The sequence below is a fragment of the Gemmatimonadaceae bacterium genome (assembly GCA_019637445.1).
Lineage (GTDB): Bacteria > Gemmatimonadota > Gemmatimonadetes > Gemmatimonadales > Gemmatimonadaceae > Pseudogemmatithrix.
Genome location: JAHBVS010000001.1, coordinates 220855 through 241835 on the forward strand (window position 1 = coordinate 220855; position 20981 = coordinate 241835).

General features: G+C 69.7%; 19 protein-coding genes and 2 tRNA genes. 7 read left to right on the forward strand and 14 right to left on the reverse strand.

What is annotated here, in order from left to right; all coding sequences use genetic code 11:
- Positions 1-110: 110 nt before the first annotated feature.
- Genes dprA through KF709_01080 form a run of 7 tightly spaced genes read right to left on the reverse strand, consistent with a single transcriptional unit; the run spans position 111 to position 7095 of the window.
- Positions 111-1022 (reverse strand): DNA-processing protein DprA, encoded by a 912-nt coding sequence (dprA, locus tag KF709_01050; protein ID MBX3172976.1) that lies wholly within the window; start codon positions 1020-1022, stop codon positions 111-113.
- Positions 1019-2026 (reverse strand): GTPase ObgE, encoded by a 1008-nt coding sequence (obgE, locus tag KF709_01055; GenBank protein MBX3172977.1) that lies wholly within the window; start codon positions 2024-2026, stop codon positions 1019-1021. Before obgE ends, dprA begins: the two co-directional genes overlap by 4 nt.
- A gap of 59 nt (positions 2027-2085) precedes the next feature.
- Positions 2086-2724, reverse strand: a complete 639-nt coding sequence (locus tag KF709_01060; protein MBX3172978.1) for a carboxymuconolactone decarboxylase family protein — start codon at positions 2722-2724, stop codon at positions 2086-2088.
- Positions 2721-3716, reverse strand: a complete 996-nt coding sequence (locus KF709_01065; GenBank protein ID MBX3172979.1) for an asparaginase — start codon at positions 3714-3716, stop codon at positions 2721-2723. Before KF709_01065 ends, KF709_01060 begins: the two co-directional genes overlap by 4 nt.
- Before the next feature lie 12 nt (positions 3717-3728).
- Positions 3729-4880 (reverse strand): glycosyltransferase family 4 protein, encoded by a 1152-nt coding sequence (locus KF709_01070; GenBank protein ID MBX3172980.1) that lies wholly within the window; start codon positions 4878-4880, stop codon positions 3729-3731.
- A complete protein-coding gene (locus tag KF709_01075) occupies positions 4870-6186 on the reverse strand; it encodes a hypothetical protein (protein ID MBX3172981.1) in 1317 nt (438 codons plus the stop codon). The genes KF709_01070 and KF709_01075 overlap by 11 nt, the downstream gene beginning before the upstream one ends.
- A gap of 12 nt (positions 6187-6198) precedes the next feature.
- On the reverse strand, positions 6199-7095 hold the full coding sequence (locus KF709_01080; protein ID MBX3172982.1) for a DMT family transporter: 897 nt from the start codon (positions 7093-7095) through the stop codon (positions 6199-6201).
- A gap of 129 nt (positions 7096-7224) precedes the next feature.
- Between KF709_01080 and KF709_01085 the strand changes: the two genes are divergently transcribed.
- Together KF709_01085 and KF709_01090 are read left to right on the forward strand one after the other, a co-directional pair.
- The gene (locus KF709_01085) at positions 7225-8217 is read left to right on the forward strand and encodes a D-glycero-beta-D-manno-heptose-7-phosphate kinase (protein ID MBX3172983.1); all 993 of its coding nucleotides are present in this window, start codon (positions 7225-7227) and stop codon (positions 8215-8217) included.
- Positions 8207-8797, forward strand: coding sequence for an outer membrane beta-barrel protein (locus KF709_01090; protein ID MBX3172984.1), 591 nt, complete (start codon positions 8207-8209; stop codon positions 8795-8797). Before KF709_01085 ends, KF709_01090 begins: the two co-directional genes overlap by 11 nt.
- A gap of 162 nt (positions 8798-8959) precedes the next feature.
- Here KF709_01090 and KF709_01095 read toward each other — a convergent pair whose 3' ends face one another.
- The 3 genes from KF709_01095 to KF709_01105 are packed head-to-tail and all read right to left on the reverse strand — an operon-like array spanning position 8960 to position 10839.
- Entirely contained in the window at positions 8960-9505 is a 546-nt protein-coding gene (locus tag KF709_01095) for a hypothetical protein (protein ID MBX3172985.1), read from the reverse strand.
- Positions 9505-10035 carry a hypothetical protein gene (locus tag KF709_01100; protein ID MBX3172986.1) on the reverse strand — a complete coding sequence of 177 codons (531 nt, stop codon included), beginning with the start codon at positions 10033-10035 and terminating at the stop codon, positions 9505-9507. The genes KF709_01095 and KF709_01100 overlap by 1 nt, the downstream gene beginning before the upstream one ends.
- A gap of 9 nt (positions 10036-10044) precedes the next feature.
- Positions 10045-10839, reverse strand: coding sequence for a hypothetical protein (locus KF709_01105; protein ID MBX3172987.1), 795 nt, complete (start codon positions 10837-10839; stop codon positions 10045-10047).
- Between the two features lie 264 nt (positions 10840-11103).
- Between KF709_01105 and KF709_01110 the strand changes: the two genes are divergently transcribed.
- Both KF709_01110 and KF709_01115 read left to right on the forward strand, forming a co-directional pair.
- A tRNA-Ile gene (locus tag KF709_01110) sits at positions 11104-11176 on the forward strand.
- A 144-nt stretch (positions 11177-11320) separates the two neighbouring features.
- Positions 11321-11394, forward strand: a tRNA-Val gene (locus KF709_01115).
- A 37-nt stretch (positions 11395-11431) separates the two neighbouring features.
- On the opposite strand, the gene KF709_01120 is transcribed toward KF709_01115, so the two are convergent.
- The gene (locus KF709_01120) at positions 11432-12337 is read right to left on the reverse strand and encodes a glycosyltransferase family 2 protein (protein MBX3172988.1); all 906 of its coding nucleotides are present in this window, start codon (positions 12335-12337) and stop codon (positions 11432-11434) included.
- Positions 12334-13752, reverse strand: a complete 1419-nt coding sequence (locus tag KF709_01125; GenBank protein ID MBX3172989.1) for an oligosaccharide flippase family protein — start codon at positions 13750-13752, stop codon at positions 12334-12336. The genes KF709_01120 and KF709_01125 overlap by 4 nt, the downstream gene beginning before the upstream one ends.
- Before the next feature lie 85 nt (positions 13753-13837).
- On the opposite strand from KF709_01125, the gene KF709_01130 reads away from it, so the two are divergent.
- Positions 13838-15115, forward strand: a complete 1278-nt coding sequence (locus KF709_01130; GenBank protein ID MBX3172990.1) for an O-antigen ligase family protein — start codon at positions 13838-13840, stop codon at positions 15113-15115.
- Entirely contained in the window at positions 15115-16047 is a 933-nt protein-coding gene (locus KF709_01135) for a hypothetical protein (GenBank protein MBX3172991.1), read from the forward strand. The genes KF709_01130 and KF709_01135 overlap by 1 nt, the downstream gene beginning before the upstream one ends.
- Positions 16048-16092: 45 nt before the next feature.
- On the opposite strand, the gene KF709_01140 is transcribed toward KF709_01135, so the two are convergent.
- Both KF709_01140 and KF709_01145 read right to left on the reverse strand, forming a co-directional pair.
- Entirely contained in the window at positions 16093-17601 is a 1509-nt protein-coding gene (locus KF709_01140) for a hypothetical protein (protein MBX3172992.1), read from the reverse strand.
- Positions 17598-19229, reverse strand: a complete 1632-nt coding sequence (locus tag KF709_01145) for a hypothetical protein (protein ID MBX3172993.1) — start codon at positions 19227-19229, stop codon at positions 17598-17600. The genes KF709_01140 and KF709_01145 overlap by 4 nt, the downstream gene beginning before the upstream one ends.
- A gap of 49 nt (positions 19230-19278) precedes the next feature.
- Here KF709_01145 and KF709_01150 point away from each other — a divergent pair, with 49 nt between their 5' ends.
- Complete coding sequence (locus KF709_01150; GenBank protein MBX3172994.1) at positions 19279-20973, forward strand: hypothetical protein; 1695 nt, start codon at positions 19279-19281, stop codon at positions 20971-20973.
- Positions 20974-20981 lie beyond the last annotated feature (8 nt).

A 20981-nucleotide genomic window follows, 5' to 3' on the forward strand; every position in this document is an offset into this window, starting at 1 on the left:
CTAGCGAATCCGGCAGCATTAGCCGAGCGTGTTTGGCCTGCGGTCGCGCTCGCCTGCACCGTTGATGCCGCAAATAGCGACAGTGCGAGGACAATCATGCCGATCGACTCCTAGCCCGAGGCAATCGAGTACCCTGCCCCGTCAAACCGGGCCAGGCCGCTGAGCTCTAGTCTCACCAGGGAATTGGCAACCTGCTTTAATGGCAGCCCAACGCTGAAGGCGAGATCGTCCGCAGCCATGGGAAGCGAGCCGAGCATACCGAGCAGGGAGCGGTCGATTGAACCGTCTGCCTCGACTGGATGGTGATCCGGCGCCTCGTGGATTCCACGCTCAATGTTGGCAAGTCCAGCTTTTCCACACAGCGCCAACATGTCCTCCACGCTGGCCACGATATGCGCTCCATCGCGGATTAGATGGTTCGCACCCGCGGAGCGCGGATCGTCTATAGGTCCAGGAACGGCTGCGACATTTTTTGACAGTTCGTTGGCCTGAGAGGCCGTATTGATTGCGCCGGACTTGAAGCCAGCCTCCACGACGATGGTAGTCGAAGCCAAGGAAGCAATGAGCCGATTCCGGCGCGGGAAGCAGCCCGGAAAGGCACGGGTTCCCGGTTCCTGTTCTGAGATCACGGCTCCGGCGTCTTGGATGGCCCGGTGCAGCGTCCGGTGCCCCACCGGATAGGGCACGTCCACGCCAGTGCCCAACACGGCAATGGTCCGTCCACCGGCCTCCATACAGGCCTCGTGTGCGGCGGCATCGACTCCCCGGGCCATGCCACTGACCACCACGAGGCCGGCACGTGCGGCGGCGGCGGCGAGTCGACGGGCCGTCCGAATGCCGTAGGCCGAGGCCTCGCGGGTCCCGACAATGGCCACGCAGTCCGCCGCCGCCGCGTCCAGGACCGTCCTGTCGCCCAGCAGCCAGAGCCCGTTGGGGGGCTGCCGAGTGTCACGGAGGCAGCTGGGCAGCGCCTCGCGCGGCAGGCGGAGCGGGCTCCGCTCGACGCCCGCCGGCCCAGTCATCCCGTGGGGACCTCGCCGGCCGCCTTGCGGAGCTCCAGCAGCTTGCTCCACCAGGCCGACTTGAGCGGGTCCAGACCCATGCGGCCCGGCGCCGAGATGGAGTAGAGGCCGAAGGCTCCCGGTGCCTCGATGTCGGGCACGAAGTCCTCGCCCAGCAGGTCGAGCTTGGTGAAGACCACGCAGTGGGGCTTGGCGGCCAGCTCCGCGGAGTGGCTCTCGACCTCGCGACGCAGCTGGTCGTACTCTGCCTGCCAATCCATGGCGTCAATCGGGATCAGGAAGGCCAGCATCCGCGTGCGCTCAATGTGCCGTAGGAACTGCAGGCCCAGCCCCTTGCCGGTGTGCGCGCCTTCGATGATGCCCGGGATGTCAGCAACCACGAAGGTCCGCGAGCCGGACATCTGCACCACGCCCAGGTTCGGGGCGAGGGTCGTGAACGGATAGTCCGCGATCTTGGGCCGCGCTGCGGAAATCACCGAGAGCAGCGTCGACTTCCCCGCGTTCGGCTGGCCCACGAGGCCGATGTCCGCAATCAGCTTGAGCTCGAGCTCCAGCGTGCGGATCTCGCCTTCCTCGCCCGGCTGCCACTCGCGCGGGGCCTGGTGCGTGGCGGTGGCGAAGAAGGAGTTCCCCTTCCCGCCCCGGCCGCCCTTGGCCACGACGAACTCCTGCCCGTGCTCGAGGATCTCTCCGAGCCGCTGGCCGGTGTCACGGTCGCGAATGACGGTGCCCGGCGGCACCGGAAGGATCACGTCCTGTCCCGAGCGGCCGGTCTTGTTCGAGCCCATCCCGTGCTCGCCGCGCTCCGCTTCCCAGTGGTCGCGGTAGGTGAAGTCGAGCAGCGTGGAGAGGTTGGCATCCCCCCGGACGATGACGTCACCGCCCTTGCCGCCATCGCCCCCGTCGGGGCCACCCATGGGGGCAAACTTCTCGCGGCGGAAGGAGGTGCAGCCAGAGCCGCCGATGCCGGCGGTGACGCGAACGGTGACGAGGTCGATGAACACGCGCGGAATCTAATGGCTCAGGGGGTTGGGCCCCATCCGCGTCTTGCCGGCGTCAGCCGTTACTTCCCGAGCACCCGCGCCAGCAGCAGTCGCGCGCGCTGCAGCGCCTCACCCTCAACCACGCCCTCCAAGGCATCCAGCGTCGCCGTCACCTCGGCCGCCGCCGCTCCGGCGTTGAGCGCGCCGTGCAGGTGCGAGTGCAGCTGCCGGTCCTGCCCGGTCGCCACGCAGGCCGCCACGATACAGAGCTCGCGCAGGCGCAGCTCCAAGCCCGGACGGGAGAGGATCTTGCCGTAGCCCTCGACGATCATCCACTCGTCCAGCGCCGGGTGCAGGTGCCGGATGTTCTCGCGCAGCTTCGTATAGAACTTTCCGTAGACCGTCTCGCAGGTCTGCTCGCCCTGCAGGCGCCAGCGATGCAGGTCGGGCGCCGGCAGGTCCTCGTGGGCCGGCGCAGCGATGCCGCTGACCTTTCGCCATTCGCGTGACGCGTTGAGCGCGCGCGGGAAGCCCGCGAACAGATAGGCCTGGAGGATGGCCTCCTCCACCCAAGGGGTCGGCGTGGCAGCGTCCAGCGCGTCCTGGCAGGCCGCGCGCACGTCCGCCTCCGAGCCTGCGGCGATGCGCGCCGAGAGCCGCGTCAGCGCGACGACTTCGGCCGTCAGCGGCGAGGCTGCGCCAGCCTGGCCGCCGCTCACGCGCTCAGCGCCCCACGCACTTCGCCCACCTGCTCCCCACGCGTGTTGCGCAGCGGGCGCGCGACGAACTCCGCGAGCCGCGGCGGCAGCTCGGCGGGCAGTACGCTCAGCTGTTGCAGCGCGTGCAGTACCGCGACGTGCTGCGCACGGATCGCCCCATCCTCGACCTTGATGGCCAAGCCCACGCCGAGCGCCGGCACCGCCACGCAGTGCACGCCTTCGGCGCCCACCTTGGCCAGCACCGCGCCCTCCGTCTCCTCTATCAGCACGGTGTCGAAGCGGTCCGTGCCGCCGAAGAGCACGGGATGCTGACGAATGGCCGCCGCCGTGCGCGCGGGCAGCTCATCGCCCGAGTGCACGGCGCGTCCCCAGCGTGCGTAGGCGAGCGCCATCCGGTCCAGCGGCAACGCCATCACGGTGACGCCGCAGCCATCCACCGCGACCGGCATGTCATCGAGCGGGACGCCGGACCAGGCCGAGACCTCGCCGAGGCAGCCGCGCTGCACGGGATGATCGACGTGCTCGTAGCCTTTCGTCGCCCAGCCGGCGTGCTTGGCGCGGGCGAGCATCGCGGAGTGCTTGCCGGAGCAGTTGTTGTGCAGTCGTGTGGGCGGCGCACCGGATTCGCGCAACAGCCGCGACCCGCGCGGCGACAACGGCTCGTGCGGGCCGCAGGCCAGATCGCCCTCCTCGAGCCCGAGTGACGACAGCATCCGCTGCGCCACCGCGACGTGCTCCGGTTCCCCGCCGTGCGACGCGCACGAGAGCGCCAAGGCCTCGGAGTCCCAGCCGCACTTGTCGAAGCCACCGTCGGCGAGGAACGGCAGCACCTGGAAGGGCTTGGCGCAGGAGCGCCACATCGTAACGACCGCGGAATCGCGCGCGGCGGCGATGAGCACATCGTCCGCGCCGATGACGGCGGCGTGTACGCGATGCCGCGATTCGACGACATCGCCGCGCGTGACTTCGACGTCGAGACTGAGGGCGTGCATACGCTGGGGAAGCTAGCGCAGCGCGCGCAGCAATGCCGCCGTGCGCGCCGCGGCGTTGGCCCAGGTGAAGGTCGCAGCGCGCTCGAGGCCCCGCCGCACGCGCACGGCGCGCGCGCCCGTGTCGTTGGTTAGCGAGGCGACAGCGTTCTCCATCGCCCGGGCGTCGTCGAATGGCACCACGATGCCGGCGTCACCGACAACCTCGGGCAGTGGCGCGCTGTCCACCGTCACCACCGGCGTGCCGCAGGCCATCGCCTCGAGTGCAACCATCCCAAAGCCTTCCTCGCGACTCCCGATCAGCAGCGCCTCGGCGCCGGCGTAGATGTCCGCCAAGGCCTCGTCGGTCACGCCGGCAACGTCGTGCACGCGGTCCGCCACGCCAAGCAGCAGGGCCAGCGCGCGCAGCGTCTTCAGGTGAGGGAAACGCTCGCCGACCATCACCAGGTGCAGTTGCGGATCCTGTGCCGCGAGCGATGCGAATGCCTGAATCGCGGTTTCCAGTCGTTTGTGTGGCTTCTTGTTCGCGACCGTGAGCAAGTAGCGGGCGCCGGCAGGCAGGGCCAACGCCGTGCGCGCCTCGGGAATCGCGCGCATCGGCCCACCACGGTGTCCGCGCGCCAAGAATACCTCGGCGACGCCGTGCGGCACGACGTGCAGCTTCGCCGCGGCATCCGTGAACTCCTCGCGAATGCGTGCGGCGGAGCCTTCGGAGCCCGTGAGCAGCGCGCCGCTCGCGGCGATCATTCGCCCCATCCACGTGCGCGCCACGGCGCGACGTGCCGCGGCCTTTGGTCCCTGCCCTTCAAACGCGATGAGGTCGTGCAGCGTGGTCGCGCAGGGTGTAGCGGACCACGCGCCGTCCCAGTGCGGGAACCAAGTGACGTGCGGCACGCCAACGGCCTGACGCACCGCGTCCCATTGCAGCGGCACCTGCCAAGCGTAGCGCGCGTGCGGGAGCGGGACCACGCGCGGCCTTCGCTTAAGCGTGGCGAGGAATGGCTCCAAGGCCTCGGCGTCGCCGGCAAGCACGATTTCACGGAAGTCGTCGCGATCGAGCAGGGCGCGCACCAACTCGCGCATGTAGCGACCGAGCCCCGAGCCGAACGGAGCGCGGGAGTCGACCAGCAGCGCGCGCGGGTCGGGCGCTTCGCGCTCAGCCGCCACGCGCGACCTCGGCCAACAGCGCCTCGCGCGTGTTGCGCGACGGATCCGCAAGCACGAAGTCGAGGAGTCGCGCCAACGCCTTGCCCATCGCGGGGCCAGGCGCGACACCAGCGCTGCGCAGGTCGTCGCCGTCAACGGCGAGGTCGCCGATCGTCAACGGGTCGCGGAACGCCGAGCGCAGTGCGCGGCGATACAGGGCGACGCCCGCCGCCCCCTCGGCGGCCGTGACGCCCTCCGCCTTGGCCCGCGCCCAGAGCAGGCGCGTGAGCCCGGGCACCATCAGGCGCCCGACGCGCGAAATCAGGCGTCGCAGTTCGACGGCCTCGGGCTGCGTTGCGGTGGCGTTGGGAAGATCGACAGTTGCCGCACGCGCCAGACGCCGCAGCGACTCGAACGTGACGGCGCCTGCCGCCTCCGCCAGCGTCAGCGTCGCGCGCAGTTCCACGTTCGAGAACTTGAGCGCCTTCAGCGTGCGCTCCAGCTCGTGCGCGGGCGCGGCGCCGGGCTCCACGAAGAGCGCGGCCAACCGCAGCATCCGCCGATCGGGACGTCGCGTCAACCCCGGCCGTGCCAGGTGATCCAGCGCCGCGAAACGCGCCCGCGGCGCGTCGGCAATCAACGGCACGAGCGCGCGCAGGATGCCCGCGTCGCGATAGCGCTCCATCGTCGCCGCGGGGCGCGCCACCTGGTCCATCACCTTCTCGAGCTCCTGCTTCACGCGCTCCATCGACAGCCGGCCGAGATGCGGCGCGCTCCCTTCGATCGCCGCCCAGGTCGCGGGCTCGATCGCGAAGTCGAAGCGGCCGGCGAACCGCAACGCCCGCAGTGCGCGCAGCCGATCCTCGCGCATGCGCTCGGCGGGCTCGCCCACGCAGCGCAACAGCTTGGCGCCCAGGTCCGCGCGCCCATCAAACGGATCGCGGATCTCCAAGCGCTCGGCGTGCACCGCGATCGCGTTGATCGTGAAGTCCCGGCGCGCCAAGTCCTCGTCCAGCGAGGCGCCGAACTTCACCACGGCGTGGCGACCGTCCGTCTCGACGTCGTGCCGGAACGTGGTCACCTCGTGCAGCACGCCCTCGCGGTCGAGCACACCGACGGTGCCGAACAGGAGGCCGACCGGAATCGTGCGACGGAAGAGCTTCTGCACCTGCTCCGGCCGCGCACTGGTGGCGAGGTCCCAGTCCAGCGTTTCGATGCCGAGCAGCGCGTCGCGCACGGCACCACCCACGCACCAGGCCTCGTGGCCGGCACGTTCCAGCGTGCGGGTGATCTCCTTCACGCTCTCGGGGGGCTGCAATCGGGTCATCGCGAGCGGAATCTAGCCTTCGCCGCGCACGCCGAGCACGAGGCCAGCCAGGACCACCGCGCCGCCCGCCAGCACGTGCGCGGCGGGGGTCTCGCCAATGCCGGGCAGCAGATACGCCAGCAGCGCCGCGCCCACGGGCTCGGCCAGCACCGCGAGACTCACCACATAGGCCGGGACGTGGCGCAGACTCCAGTTGAAGCCGGTGTGTCCCAGCAGCATCGGCCCCAGTGCGATGCCAGCGAACAGCAGCCACTCGCGCTGCGCGAAGGGCCAGAGATGTGTTCCGGTCGCCGCCGCGAAGACCAGCAGCGCGAGGAGACAGGTCCCATAGACGAGCCCGACATACGGCCACAGCGAGAGCCGCTGCCGCAGCGAACGGCCGGCGAGGTAGTACAGCCCCACGGTGATCGCTCCCAGCAGGGCCAGCGCGTTGCCCAATGCAGCCGAGCCGGCAGGCCCACCTGCACTGCCCCTCATTGCATCGCCAAGGCCGATGACGGCCGCGCCGGCGAGGCTGAGCCCAAGACCCAGCACCTGCACGCGGGTCGGCCGCTCGCGCAGCCAGAGCGCCGAACCGGCGACAATCACGACCGGATGCAGGTTCACCAACAACACGCTGGCCGCCACGCTGGTCATCCCCAGCGAGGCGATCCAGCTCCAGAAGTGCAACGCGAGCAGCACGCCGGCGCCGGCGGCCACGGCGAGGTCGCGGCGCGACAGCTGCCGCCACTCGCGCCATTCGCCGGTCACGAGCAAGGCGATGGCGATCACCGCGAGCGCCAGGGCCAGCCGCCACACGGCGATCGCCAGGGGCTCCGCCTGCGCCAATCGCGCCAGCGGTCCCGAGATGCTGATGCCGAGGATGGCCGCGAGCAGCACGGCGGGCAGGATGCGCGGGCGCGAAGTCACGCGGGAAAGCTACGGCGCGGCCACGACAATGCGGACGACCGACGTGTGGGCGAGCAGCCGCTGCGCGGCGCGGGCCTGCAGGCGCTGTGCCCCTTCCCTGCAACGCGGCACACTGGCCACCTTTCCCCGATGCCCAAGGCCAAGCTCGCGCGCGAACGCCTCCAGCAGTTGCTCGACCTCGTCGAGACCCGCCGCCCGCGCATCGCCGTGCTCGGCGACGCGATGCTCGACCTCTACCTGCGGGGCGACGTCGAGCGCATCAGCCCCGAGGCGCCGGTGCCGATCGTCCGCGTGCGCGACCGCAAGTACGCGTTGGGCGGCGCCGCCAACGTGGCGCAGAACGTCTTGGCCATCGGCGCGCGCTGCGAGTTGGTCTCGGTGGTCGGCCGCGACAGCGCCGGTGCGCAGCTGCGCGAGATGCTCACGGAGCGCGGCGCGGAGTCGCGTGGCCTTGTCGATGGCGACCGCCCCACGACCACCAAGACGCGCGTCGTCGCACGCAGCCAGCAGGTCGTGCGCCTCGACGAAGAAGTGGACGCCGATCTCTCGGGTGACGAAATCACGCGCGTGCTCGACGCCGTGCGGCGCGCGCTCGAGGCTGCGGACGCGCTGGTCCTCGAGGACTACAACAAGGGCGTGCTCGTGCCGTCCGTCATCCGCGCCGCGATGGACGCCGCGCGCGAGCGTGACCTGCCAATCGTCGTGGATCCCAAGTTCCGCAACTTCTTCGCCTTTGCGGGCTCGACGATCTTCAAGCCGAACCGCCGCGAGTTGGAGTCGGCACTCGGTGCGGCCGTCGAGCTCGGCGACCTCGCCGCGCTGCCCAACGTGCTCGAGCGCCTCGACACCCAACACCTGCTGCTCACCTTGAGCGAACAGGGCATGGCCCTGCTCGGGCGCGATGGCTCCCTGGAGCGCATTCCCACGACGGCGCGCGAGGTCTTTGACGTGGTCGGCGCCGGGGACACGGTCACCGCGTATCTCGCGACTATGCTTGCTGTCGGCGCCTCGCCGCTCGAGGCCGCCATCATCGCCAACTATGCCGCGGGCGTGGAGGTCGGCAAGGCCGGCGCTGCGACCGTGGCGCCGGAGGAAGTCCTTGCTGCCTACGATGGTCACTAGGGGATCCCTGCTCTGCGCGCTCGCCGGCGCGCTGCTCCTTCCTGCGTCCGCCAGCGCTCAGCTCGGCTGGGCGCTCGGCGTTCGTTCGGCGAAGAGCGACCCCGCGATTCCCCAGTCGGGCGACCGCCGCGGCTACGAGGCGCGCGTCACCTACGACCGTGACCTGAACGAGCTTTTCGGCCTGCGCGCGGATTTTGGCTACAACCAGATGCAGTTCCAGCGCGACGACTCGGTGCGCTTCCAGGTGTCGGAGAACGGCTTCGAGTTCGCGCTGATGGGGCGGCTGGAGGTGAGAAACGGGGCGCTCACGGGGCTGCACTCGACCTTTGGGCCGATCGCCTCGTTCCGCTCGGCTTGTGGCTCGTCGGGCCGCTTCGATTCCAATGGCCGCGTGCTCTGCGATACGCAGGAGTCGTATCTCACTGGGTTCGGCGTGGGCGTTGGGTATCGCTGGATGGCGTTTCTCACCAGCGATGTCACGGTCGAGGCGCGGTACCTCACCAATGTCACGGCGGCGCAGGGGCGTGACTTGGTGGCGTTCTCGATTGGGGTGCGGCGGAGGGTTTCGGGATCGCCTTGAGAACTCGAACTGATTGCCACAGAGGCACAGAGACACAGAGGGGTTCGCGATAGGTGCCTCGACCTCGGTGCCTCTGTGTCTTCTTTCTTTGGGACCAACGATGAAGGCAAAGCGGGCGCGGCCAGTTGGCCGCGCCCGCTTCACGTGCTGAACCCGTGGCTGCTAGCGGATTGCTTGCGCGATCGCGAACCGCGCTGCCAGCAAAGCCGGCGGCGGATTGGCGCCCGCCGGAAGGCCCCGCACCGCCGCGTTGTACGCGGCGACCGCAGCACGGGCGGTGCTCACGTTCGGGCCGCCGCCAAGGGCGGCGAGCGCGCTCGAGAGCGCCGTGGCCTGCGCCGCGGGTACCGGTCCCAGTGCGCTGTTCAGCGCGGCCGACTGCGCGGCCGTCGGCTGCCCGCCGAGCACCGCGCCCAACGCCTGCGCGGCCGACTGCGGCAAGTTGAGCACACCACCAGCCGGGTTGATGATCGAGACGCCGTCCGATGGGGCACCGGCGAAGCTGACAATCGCCCCGCCCAGGGCCTGCGACCCCGAAGGGCTCAGGGCGTTTCCACGGCCGGTCGAGGGCACGTAGGGTGCCAGCGCAGCCGTCACGCCACCACCAGCGCCCGTCGGCGAGCCGAAGTCGGACTGCGCCGGGACCAGCGCCGGCGCCGCCAACACGGCGGCGCCGAGCGCCAGCGAGCGAAGCCCGTGGCGCAGCATCAGCGGGACCCGGCCATCGAGGCCAGTGCCGAGCGGATGGCCAGCATCGCCGGCGTTGGCGTGCCGGATCCGGCCATGATGGCAGCGTTGTACGCGGCCGTGGCGCGAATCAGCGCTACCCCGCTGCGGCCCGAACCCATCCCCTGCAACATACTGATCAGGCTGCTCGCCGCAGGACCCGTGACGCCAAGCGCACCCTGCACCGAAGCCACCTGTGCGGGAGTCGCGTCTCCGGCCAGCATCGCAGCGATACCCTGCGCGACTGCCTGGGGCACGTTCACTGTGCCACCCGCCGGGTTCTCAACGGTCGCGCCGCCCGAACCCGCGTTCGCCAGCGCGCTGACGGCGGGTGTGGTCGCAATCGCCCCGCCAGAGGCGCCGCGGAGCGGCAGATACGGCGAAATCGAACCACCCAGCCCCGCACCCGCACCCATCGGCGAGCCAAAGTCAGACTGCGCCAGCACGGCCGTCGAGCTGACGGCCACGAGCGCCACGGCGCCCAGGATCTTCTTGATGGAAGTCATAGTCATTGCCTCAAGTTAGAACTTCCAGGAGATGCCAGCACCGAGGGCCAGACGGCCAGCGTTGCCTGCGGCACCGGTCAGGTCGTTGATCGACGGCGTGATCACGATCGGCATCGTCGCGAAAGGCGAGAACGACATCGCGGCGTTGAGCTGCGCGCCCGTGTAGTCGAGGATCGCCGAGGAGAAGTAGTTCACGCGGATGGCCGCCGAGGCGAAGACGCCGACGCCCGACTTGCCGTCGGCGAAGGACTCGGCCGACTGGAAGCGACCCGTGCCGAGGCCGAAGTTCAGCGTGGCCTGGTTGAAGGTCTCGGCCTCGCGGACCGGACGCACCGTCGTCGCGGCGAAGTAGATGGACGGGTCCGTGTCGAACTCGTTGCCGTTGAGGTAGATGCCCTCGACGCCGAGGCCAAGGCCCCAGTTGTTGATCGCCTTGTGCGCCTTCAGGCTGCCGACCATGCGCGAGCCGAAGCCCGAGCGCACCGTCGAGAGCGAGGTCAGCACGGCCTCGATGCCGAGCAGTTCCTGCGAGTTCATGAAGCCCGCGCCGATGGACAGCGAGCCGTCGGAGTCACCGCCCGAGGCGGTGGAGTTCTGGAAGCCCAAGCCGGCGAACACATCGCCCTTGTTCGGGCCGTAGCCGACCGGCGACGAGGCCGCGACGCCCGGCTGGGCGCGCCCCATCGACATCATCGGGGACTCGGCGATCTCCGGCAGGAGATACACGTCACGGCCCTGGGCCTCGGCCGAAGCCGACAGCGCCAGCGATGCGACGAGCGCAACGAGGGAAACGGACAGACGATGACGCATCGGGAATCTCCGACTGGAGGGGTCAGCAATAGAGGCGCGGATACACGTCTCCCGACCTCAGCGGACCGAGGGCGGGGATTGAGGGGAAATGTCCCCCTCGGCAACACGACTGTCAAGAGAAGCAGGTCACCTTTCGGTGACGGGGCCGCTGACGGAAGACGGAGGTCGAAGGTGGGAGGCCAAGGTGCCCCGCGTGGCCTAGGTCACAGCCGACTCCCGGCAGTCGCTTTTGTCCTCCGACCTCTTACCTTCGTCCTAAGCTCGGGGCCTATAGCTCAGCGGTTAGAGCGGCGGACTCATAATCCGAAGTGCGCAGGTTCGAATCCTGCTAGGCCCATTTTGAGGACGGAGGTTGAAGGACGAAGGTCGGTGGACTCGTGGCGAAGGTGGGTACGCGTGCCATCTCACCTTCGTCCTATCGCCTCCGTCCTAGGACGGCCCTTCGCTTCCCCGCCCGACCCGATTATCCTTCCCGTTCCCCGGGCGCGTAGCTCAGCTGGTTAGAGCGCTGCTTTCACACAGCAGAGGTCGGGGGTTCGAGTCCCTCCGCGCCCATCACATTTTTGCGTGCTGCACCCGACGTCGGCGGGCCCTAGGGTCCGCCGATTCGCGTTCCGGGACCTGCTGTAAGTCCCCGCCAGATTCCTGCGGCGCGACCGAAATCGAAGGTCAACACGTACTTCGCCAGCAGCAGCAGCCGCGACGGCAGGAAGAAAGCCCAGAACGCCAGGCGCTCCGAACCGCGCAGATGCAGTGCCGCGATGCGGCGCCGGTTCCGGTCGCGGTACGCGATCTTCCAGCCCGCCGGAGGCGGCTCAGGGTCCGGCACCTTGTGCACGAGCCGCGCCTGCGGCACGTGCAGCAGGCGCCATCCCGCCCGCACATAGCGCAGCGACAGTTCCACGTCCTCGGCGTAGGCCCAGAAGTCCTCGCGGAAGCCTCCACTTTCACGGATCACGTCGCCGCGAATGAGCATCGCGCAACCGCAGAGGCTGGTCACGGCGCGCGGTGGATCCTCACGCCAAGGCGCGGACTCGATCTGCTCGCCGGCGTGTTCGTGCACCGCTAGGGCGCGCATTGGCGAGAAGCGGCCGCCCGCCCACCAGACGCGCCCCGCGGGTGTCGCGTGCAGCATCGTGGGAGACGCGGCAGCGGCCTGCGCATCGCGGTCCAGGGCGTCGTGCAGGAAGGCGAGACAATGCGCGCTGAGCTCGGCGTCGTCGTTCACGACGAAGACGCGCTCGGCGCCTTGCTCCAGTGCCCACGTGATGCCGCGGGCGTTGCCACCGGCGTAGCCGAGGTTCTCGCCGGTTTGGAGGAAGTCGTGATCCGGGAATCGCTGGCGGAGCCGCTCGCCGCTGCCGTCTGGGGAGGCGTTGTCCACGATGAGCACGCGCGGACGGGCTGTGCTGCGCTCGAGCGAGATGATGCACTCGGCGGTGAGGTCCTCGCGGCAGTAGTTGAGGACGATGGCGACTGTGGATCGCGGGGCGTTCACGCGGGCGTCCGAGCCAGCAGCGCCTGGCGCGCCTGATCAATGCTGAGGGCAAGGCCGCGACGCACGGGCGCAATGAGCAGGGGCAGCAGCGCAACGCCGGCGAACCACGCGGACCAGGCACTCCCTGCAACCGCGACCACCATCAGCGAGCCGAACATGATCTCGACGCCCTGTGGCGCGCCGGTGGCTCCGGCCTCCGCGCGAATCGCGTGGCGGAATCCGAGCCAGACCACGAGATACGCCGGCAATGCGACGAGCTCCGCGAGGCCGTAGCCCGCCACGCCAATGAGCGGCACCAGCACGACCGCGACGCTCGCGAACAACGCCACAAAGGCCACGTGGAAGGCCGTGACGCGGATATTCAGCGCCAAGGCGTACAGCGCCGACGAGTGCAGGTTGAACATCGCGTTCGCCAGCACTCCCGCGGCCACCAGCGGAAGAATGGGCCCGGTCGCGAGCCACTCCGGTCCGAAGAGCCAACCCACCACGCGAGGACCGACAAGTGCGAGTGCGAGCAGGGTCGGACCGAGCAGCAGGATCTGCAGCCGCATGCCATCGCGAACGGCAAGGGCCAACCGCTGTCGGTCGTGCTGCAGCTTCGCCAAGCCCGGCAAGGCGAGCCGCCACACGGCAGCCTTCACGAAGCTCGCCGCCTCAACCAAGCGAATCGCCAGCGCCACGATGGCCACGCCGTCCACGCCGAGCCAGCGGCCTACGACGAGCGGATTCACGAGATCCTTGAGCTGCCAGGTCCAGATGCTCGAGGCATAGCTGAGCCCGTACCCGAGCGCCTCGCGCGCGACCGTGCGGTCAAAGGCAAACGCGAAGCGCAGCAGGCTGCGCGCCTGGAGGCGCCACAGCATCCAGGCCTGTTGGCACCACCAGCCGATGACCACCGCCTTCGGCCCCACCCCGCGCCAGGCGAGCAGCACGCTCACGGCATACATCAGGAGCATGCCCGTCAGCTCGATCGTCGCCACCTCGCGATATCGCAGTTCGCGCTCGAGCGCCGCCAACGGAACCATCGCCATCAAGTGCAGCGGCAGGCCGGCCAACAGGCCCAAGGCCAGCTCTCGCACGCCTGCCCCGCCCAACCATCGCTCGACGAACGGCAGGAGTAACAGCCCGAGTCCGAATCCGCCGACTCCCGCCATCCCCAACAGGCCGCGCGCAGTAGCGTGCACGCTCAGGATGTCGTCGCCGCTGCGCCGGACGAGCCAGGCGTTGATGCCCATCTGCGCGACGCCCGAGAGGTACACGAACAGCGCCAGCGCCGCTGCGAATCGCCCGTACCCGCCTGGCCCCAGCAGCCGCGTCAGCGCAATGGTGCCGCCGAGGCCAATCAGCAGGGTCGCGGCCTGGCGGGCGGCGACGTAGGCGCCGCCGCGCATCGCGGCCTGTCGTAGGGTGGGCATCGGCCGAAAGAGAACGGGGGGTGTGGAGCGGAACAAGTGGGGCCGGGGGTGCGATGCAGTCGCCCACGACGGTATCCTTGAGGCGATGTCGTCCTCGCTGCTGATCCTGCTCTGGGTCGCCTCACTGGGCGCCGACCGCCTTGACCTGCTCGGCGGTCGCGGTCCGATCCTGCTGCTGCCCTTCCAGGTGCTCACCGCGCTCGTGGTGTTCACGGAGTGGCGGCGGCGCCTTCGCGGCGGACGATGGCCGGCGATCAGCGCCGAGGCGTGGACGTTCATCGCCCTCGTGCTCGGCCTGCTTGCGTTGATGGCGCTGAGCGTGCTGCGCAGTGCCGACGTTGCCGTGTCGCTCGGCCGCGCCGCGCTGCTCGGCGCGACGGCCGTGGGAGTTCCGCTGGCCGTGTGGGGAATGGCGGACCGCAGCGATATGCTCGCCATCCTCGCCCGCGGCGCTCGATGGGGCCTGGTGGTCGCCGTCGTCTTCAATGCATTGGCGTTGCTGTCCCTGCTGGGCGCCGCGCCGGGCGAGTTCGTTTTCGGCGCGGCATCAGTGAATGCCGAGCCATCGATGTACGGCGTCATTCCGCGACTCAGCGGCGCGGCGAGCGACATGAACCGCGGCGGATTGATGGCATTGCTGCACGCCGTGCTCGTGGCGCTGGATCGTCCGGCCAAGCGCGGGCAGTTGGCCTGGGTGCTGCTGGGCCTCTTCCTCGCGCTTGGTTCGCTGTCGCGCTCGGTCTACCTGGCGGCCGCCCCGGTGGTCTTGCTGCTTCCGCGCTTCATGGAGCAGCGCTCGCGCGCGGCCTGGCCACGCGCCGCGGCAGTCGTGCTCGCGGCGGTCGCCGTCTTCGCGGCGGTCTTGTTGCAGCCGAACATCCGCGAGAGCGTCGCGGAGTCGGCGGCGCCGCTGGCGGCGCGCTTCAGCCTGCAGGAAGGCTCGTCGCAAGCGCACGCGTTCCTCTTTTCTCGCGCGGTCAGCGTTGCGACCAGCGATGTCACGACCACGCTGCTGGGTATCGGCGTCGGCACCAGCTTCCGTGTGCTCGCCGACTTCTTCGCGGGCAACCCGTACGGCAACTTCCACTCCACCTGGCTCACGCTGTGGGTGGAGAGCGGCATTTTCGCCGCCTTGGTCGCCTTGGCCTTGGTGCTCCTGCCCCTGCGCCGCGCGGGTCCGCTGCGCGGCGTGCTCCTCGGGCTCGCGCTCTACAACGGCTTCTACAATGGGTTGGGTGAGCCGCTCTTTTGGGTGATGCTCGCGCTCGCGTGGTTGGCGCCGCAGCTGCTCGTGCCGCCACGCGACGCGTCGCAGCAGCTCGCCGCACAAGCACCCACGACCGCTGGGGCGCCGTCCGTATGATGCGCGTCAGGGGACTCGCGTTGGGCGTCCTGCTGCTCGGCGGCCTCGGCAGCCTCGGCTGCGAGCAGTTGCTGACGCGTCCAATCCTCTACGGCACGGTGCGGGTCGAGGCAGTCTCGCGCAGCGGCGCGGCGCTGCCCGGCGTGCGCGTCGAGCTGTACACCAGCTTCCGACCGATGGGCTACGCCATCACGGATGCGGCGGGTCACGCGGTGTTCTCTCGTGTTCCGCGCGCCCAGTACGGCGTGGTGATGGGGCTCCCTCCCGAGTACGCGTTGGTCTCAGAGCTCCTTGGCGGCCCACCTGGAAATCGGGTGGATGGCCTCAACGTCGACGCAGGATCCGATACGACGCTGCGCTTCGTGTTCGCGCGGCGCGGCAATGGAATCGTCGAGGCAACGGTGGTGGACCAGCTCGACGTCCCAATCGCCGGCGTTACGGTCACGCTGTATCGAAGCAGCGGCGTGCTCGCGAACATCGCAACCGACCTCGCGGGCTTGGCGCGATTCACCGACGTTCCCTTTGGCCAGTACGGGGTCCTGGTCGTGCCACCGAGCAGCCTTGGCGTGCCGGGCGCGCCCGCCGTGGTGCGCGATGGGCTCGCCGTGGATGCGGACGTCCCTGCGACGCCGCGCCTCGTCGTCCAGCGCTGTCTCGGGACGATTCGCCCGCAGGTGCTCGATCAGGACAACCTGCCGGTCGTCGGGATGCCCGTGACGCTCTACCACGGCGGCGGCGAGATGGCCACAGAGAGCACGGGTGCCGACGGCCGCACGAGCTTCACCGACGTGCCCTGCGGCAACTGGGGCGTCTACGCGAGCGGCATCGCCGGCTACACGGTCGACTTCGTGCGCAACGTCGGCTTCGTCGACGGGCTCGGCCTCACGAACGCCGCCACGTTGACGCCCACGCTCCGCGCCACGCGTCAGTAACGCGCCCCAGTAACGCGCCCCAGTGGCGCGCCCCAGTAGCGCGCCTCAGCTCGCGGAGAGTCTCCGCGCCGCCTGCGCCGCGGCCACAGCGCCGCCACCTGCCATCGCCAGCACCAAGCCGAGCACGAGGTTCACCAGCGGGCGCGGAAAGTACGGGTCATCGCGATGCGGCACCGTCGGTGCGTCCACGATGCGCACCTCGTCGAGCCGCAGCGCATCCTGCAGTTCGGTCTGGCGCAGCTGCTTCTGCAGCAACAGGTATCCCTCGTTGAGCACGCGCACCTCGCGAGCGAGCCGCAGGTAGCGCATCTCCGTCTCGGGGAACTCCGCTAGGCGCGCGTCGATCGCGGCAATGGCCGCCGTCGTGGGCGCAATCTGCTCGTCGAGGCTTTCGAGATACTGCCGGCCGAGGCGCTGCAGTTGGCGCTCGAGCTCCTCGATGCGCGCCGAGAGCTGCCGCACATCCGCGTTGTCGTCGCTGCGCACGAGGCGCAGCTCGCTGCGGTCGTTCTCCAGCGTCGTCAGCGTGAGCAGCAGGTCTTGGATCGCGCGGTTGGTGATCAGTGACGGAAAGGTCGCGAGCTGCCGATACGCCTCGGAGCGAGTGGTCCCCGCCCTGCCCTCCACCAGCGCCAACAAGCGCGCCAGGGCCGCGCGTTCCACCTCAAGCGCGTCGAGCGTGCCGCGCAGCGCAGCGTAGCGCTGTACCTCCGCTGCGCCCTGCTCGCTCGGGGCCACCAGCCCGGAGGATTCCTGATAGCGGCGCTGCGCTTCCTCGGCCTGGGCCAGCCGAACGCGCTGGTCCTCGACCTGGCGTCGCAGCTCGGCGGCCGTCGTGCCGGCATCCCCACTCGCTTCGCGACGCGTGAAGCTCAGGTACTCGGCGAGGATCCGTTCCAACACGCGCGCGGCGAGCTCAGGGTCCGGATCCTCGTAGCTGAGCGTGATCAGCTGGGCGCCCGCGCTCTGCCGACGGACCGCCAGCCGTTCCAGGAGCTCCCGCCGCGCGACGAAACGCGGCACGACGTCCAACTCGATGTCGTCAGGCAGACCCGCCGCGCCCGGTGTCGCCAGCTGCACGCGAGTGAAGCCGAGCTCCAAGTTGCCGCCGCCGGCAACCTGCGCCGGCAGCGTCAGGCCGTCGGAAAGATCCTCTCCCGTGAGCGCCCACGAGCTGCCGTCCGCGCGCAGGCGAACGCTGCCCTCCACATCCCCTGCGCTACTGCCATCGACGACGCTGGCAGTGAACACGAGCGAGCGCGCCACGCGCGGCTCCTCCACGCGCACCGTCAGGCCCAGCGAATCGATCACGGCGTCCACCACGCGACGGCTGCGCAGCACACCGATCTGCGTCTCGAGTTCGTCGTCGCCGAGTCCGAGCAGCGGTGCCCCGGGCATCGAGGCGACAGCGTCGGCGAGCCCGGACATCCCGCGGTTCGACTCCACCTGCAGCAGCGCCTCGCTGCGATAGCGCGGCGTGACCATCAGGGTCCAGGCGAGCACGAGGGCGAACAGTGCCCCGCCCATCGCGAGGGGTGCGAGGTACCGTCTCATCGCTGGACGCGTGGAAGTCGAGGCGTGAGCGTCAGGGTCAGGCTCCGGTTCAAGAGATCAACGCCTTCGGTGCGGCCGTCGGGCGTACCGAACTCGTAGGCCTGATAAAGATGGTTGAGGCGAACGCCTTCCGTGAACTCGACCAGCGCCTCCCAGGTCCCGATGGCCATCCCGCCACGCAGCGAGGCCCAGAGCTGCAGGTCCTCGCGCTTGGGCGGCAACGGGTTGAGGAAGCGGTAGTTCGCATCGCGGCGCCAGCGGCCCAGCGAGAGACCGGCGCGCCAGTCGGGCGCGCGATAGTCCGCCGCGAAGTACTGGCTCGACGCCGCGGGCCCAATGCTGGGGCCGAGCGTCTGCCCTTGGTGCGTCCAGCCGTGGGGAACGGCCGGACTGCTGAAGCTGGTGCCGATGGGTCGAACGCGCGTGCTGGGGCTGGGCTCCAGGTAGCTGAACTCCGTTTGGAAGTGCAGCATCCCGCCCCAACGCGGCTGGGCCCACTGCGCGCCGACCGCGTAGCCCTGCATGTGCCCCGGCTGCTCGAGAAAGTCGCGCAGGCTGGCGACTTGTTCGAAGCGCGCCCATTCGACGTAGGCCTCGACGCCCTGCTCCGGAAAGCGCCAGCGCGAGAACATCGCGAAGATCTGGTCGCGCGCCTTCGCCGAGTCGGCGCTGCGCGACCAGGGGCGCCCCACGTCGCGCCAGACGTCGAGCATCGTCGCGAGGCCGGGGGCGCGGCGCGCCATCACGCCGCGGGTCGCCCCGAGAGTCGGCCAGGGGCCTTCCCACACGGGGCGCCAGGTGACACCGAGCGCGTTGAGCGAGCGCGCGTCGTTGCGCGAATCGAAGTCGAAGAACTCGGACTCCTCGAGCCGCCCGAGGATCCACTGGTATTCAAAGGCCCCGATGCGGGTCTCGAACGGGCGCGCGGACTCCACGAAGATCTGCGCGAAGGCCGGTGCGTTCGAGGAGAGCAACATCGCGTTGCGGACACCCGGACCCCACCAGCGGTTCTCGTGCCCCACTCCCACGCGCACACCCGCGCCGACATCCACGGCCACGCGTCCCTGGAACGTGAGCGCCCCACGCGCCTCGTCGCCGAATCGCTGGGGATAATCCATTGATGTCGGCAGCGGATAGAACGGATTCGCCCACACGTTCCGAACAGGCGGGCTTGGCTGCGGATACGGGATGGTCTGGAACGCCAGGTTGGCCTCGTAGACCAGCTGAGGCACCAGCACCGCCGTCACGCGCCCGCGCCGCAGGGCCACGCCCGCACTCGCCAGCATGTTGCGGCCGCGTCCGGCGCGCAGCGGGCCATCATTGAAGCCCCAGGCGTGCGCGGAGTTGTAGCCGACCATCAACTCGGGCGTGAAGGCGGCGATGCCGTCTCGCTCTCCGAGCCGATCAGTCATCCGCGTGCCGACGCTGCGGAGCAGGGTGCCCGCGTCGTCGTCGAGTCCAAGCAGCTCGCGCAGGCGAAGCGTCGTTTCGGTCTCCGAGCCCGGCAGCGGGAGCGCGGAGACGCCGAGTAGGCCGCGCGAGGTCGAGTCTCGCGTCTGCGCCTGCGTTTGTGCGCGCAGCGGCGCAGCACCGGCGACAGCGACGGTCCACGCCGCAGCGGCACACACAAGCCAATGGGGTGGCCGGGGAGATCGCACGGTGGGTAACCTTACGCGCATGGCGCGAGGTGAATCAAGCGGTCGGGGAGCGATTGCACGCGCAGCGCCGCGCGCGCTGTTGGCCGTGCTCGCGATCTCCGTTCCGGTCGTCTCGGCCACGGCGCAGCAGCAGGCACGCGAGTCGGCGGGCGCAGCGCAGCAGGAGCCGGCGCGCCTCGAGTTGGGCGGTGCCATCCTCGCCGCCGGAGACCAGGCCTCGTACCTGCGGACCCTCGCACTGCTCGATTCCACGCGAGAAATCCCGTGGAGCATCCAACCCTTCACGGCGGCGCTCGAGCGTCGACTCGCCGCGCCGGCAGGTGATGGGACCACGAGTCCTTGGGCAGGCCGGTTCACGGGGAGCAGCGCGACGATCCAACTCCTCCGCCCCGACGTCCTCGCCATCCACAACAGTGCACTTCCCGTCGGCGCCAACGACGGCGTGCTCTGGGCGGGCCGCGGCAGCACGATTGCCGCGCAAGCCGGCGTCCGCGCGCAATGGGGGCGCGTACGCCTTCAGCTCGCCCCCATCATCTTCCGCGCCGCCAACGCTGACTTCGACCTGCTGCCCAACGGTCAAGCGGATCCTTGGCTTTTCCGCGATCCGCGCCGACCCACGCAGATCGACCTCCCCCAGCGTTTCGGCAGCGACCCGTACACGCGCGTCGACCTCGGCGACAGTTTCATTGACGTCGAGGCCTTCGGCGTCGCCGCCGGGTTCAGCACGGCGCGCCTGAGCTGGGGCCCGGCCCGCGAATACCCGTTGGTGCAGAGCGTGAACGCCGGCGGATTCCCGCACATCTTCATCGGCACCGCGGCACCCGTGAACGTCGGCATCGGGACGCTGCACGTCCGGCACATCGCCGGCCGGATGGAACAGAGCGACTGGTCGCCCATCCAAACCGGCCCCCTGCACCGCTTCCACGTCGGCTTCGTCGCGAGCTTCGCGCCGAGCTTCGTGCCCGGACTAGAGGTCGGTGGGATGCGCGTGATGAACGTGCGCTGGCATGAGGGCACCCCGAGTCTCTCGCAACTCACGCGTCCGTTCCAGGGTGTCATCAACGACCAGATCGGCGACATCAACAAGAACGACGAAAACCAGTTCGCCTCGCTGTTCCTGCGCTTCTCGCCACGCGCCTCGGGCTTCGAGGCCTACGCCGAGTGGGCGCGCGAGGACTTCAGCGGCAACTGGCGCTGGCTCGCGATGCAGCCCGACGACCTCGGGGGCCTCACGCTCGGCGTGGCGCACGCCTTCCGTTCGGATGATGGCAACCTGCATACGTTGCGCGCCGAGCTGGTGACGGCGGAGATCGGACACCACGAGCGCCTTGGGCGCACGCTGAACCAGCCCATCCCGCTGTACTGGCACGTCCGCACGCGACAGGGAATGACCAATCGCGGGCAGATCCTTGGCGCCGCGGCGGCGTACGGCGGTGCCGGGGCGACCTTGGCTTACGACCGCTACACCGCGAACGGGCGTCTCACCATCGCACTCGAGCGCTTCCTGATCGGCGACTGGAGCCAGACACTCGGCCCGATCGGCGGTGTCCCACAGCCTGAGGTGCGTTACGGTGCGCGTGCAGAACTACTGCGATTCCGCGGCGACGCCGACTGGTCGCTGCAGCTCGGACCCAGCTGGACGCTGAACCACCTGCTGGTGCCGGGCCACGATGTGTTCAACCTGAACGCGCAGCTGCGCTGGCGCGGCTGGTAGCGACGTCG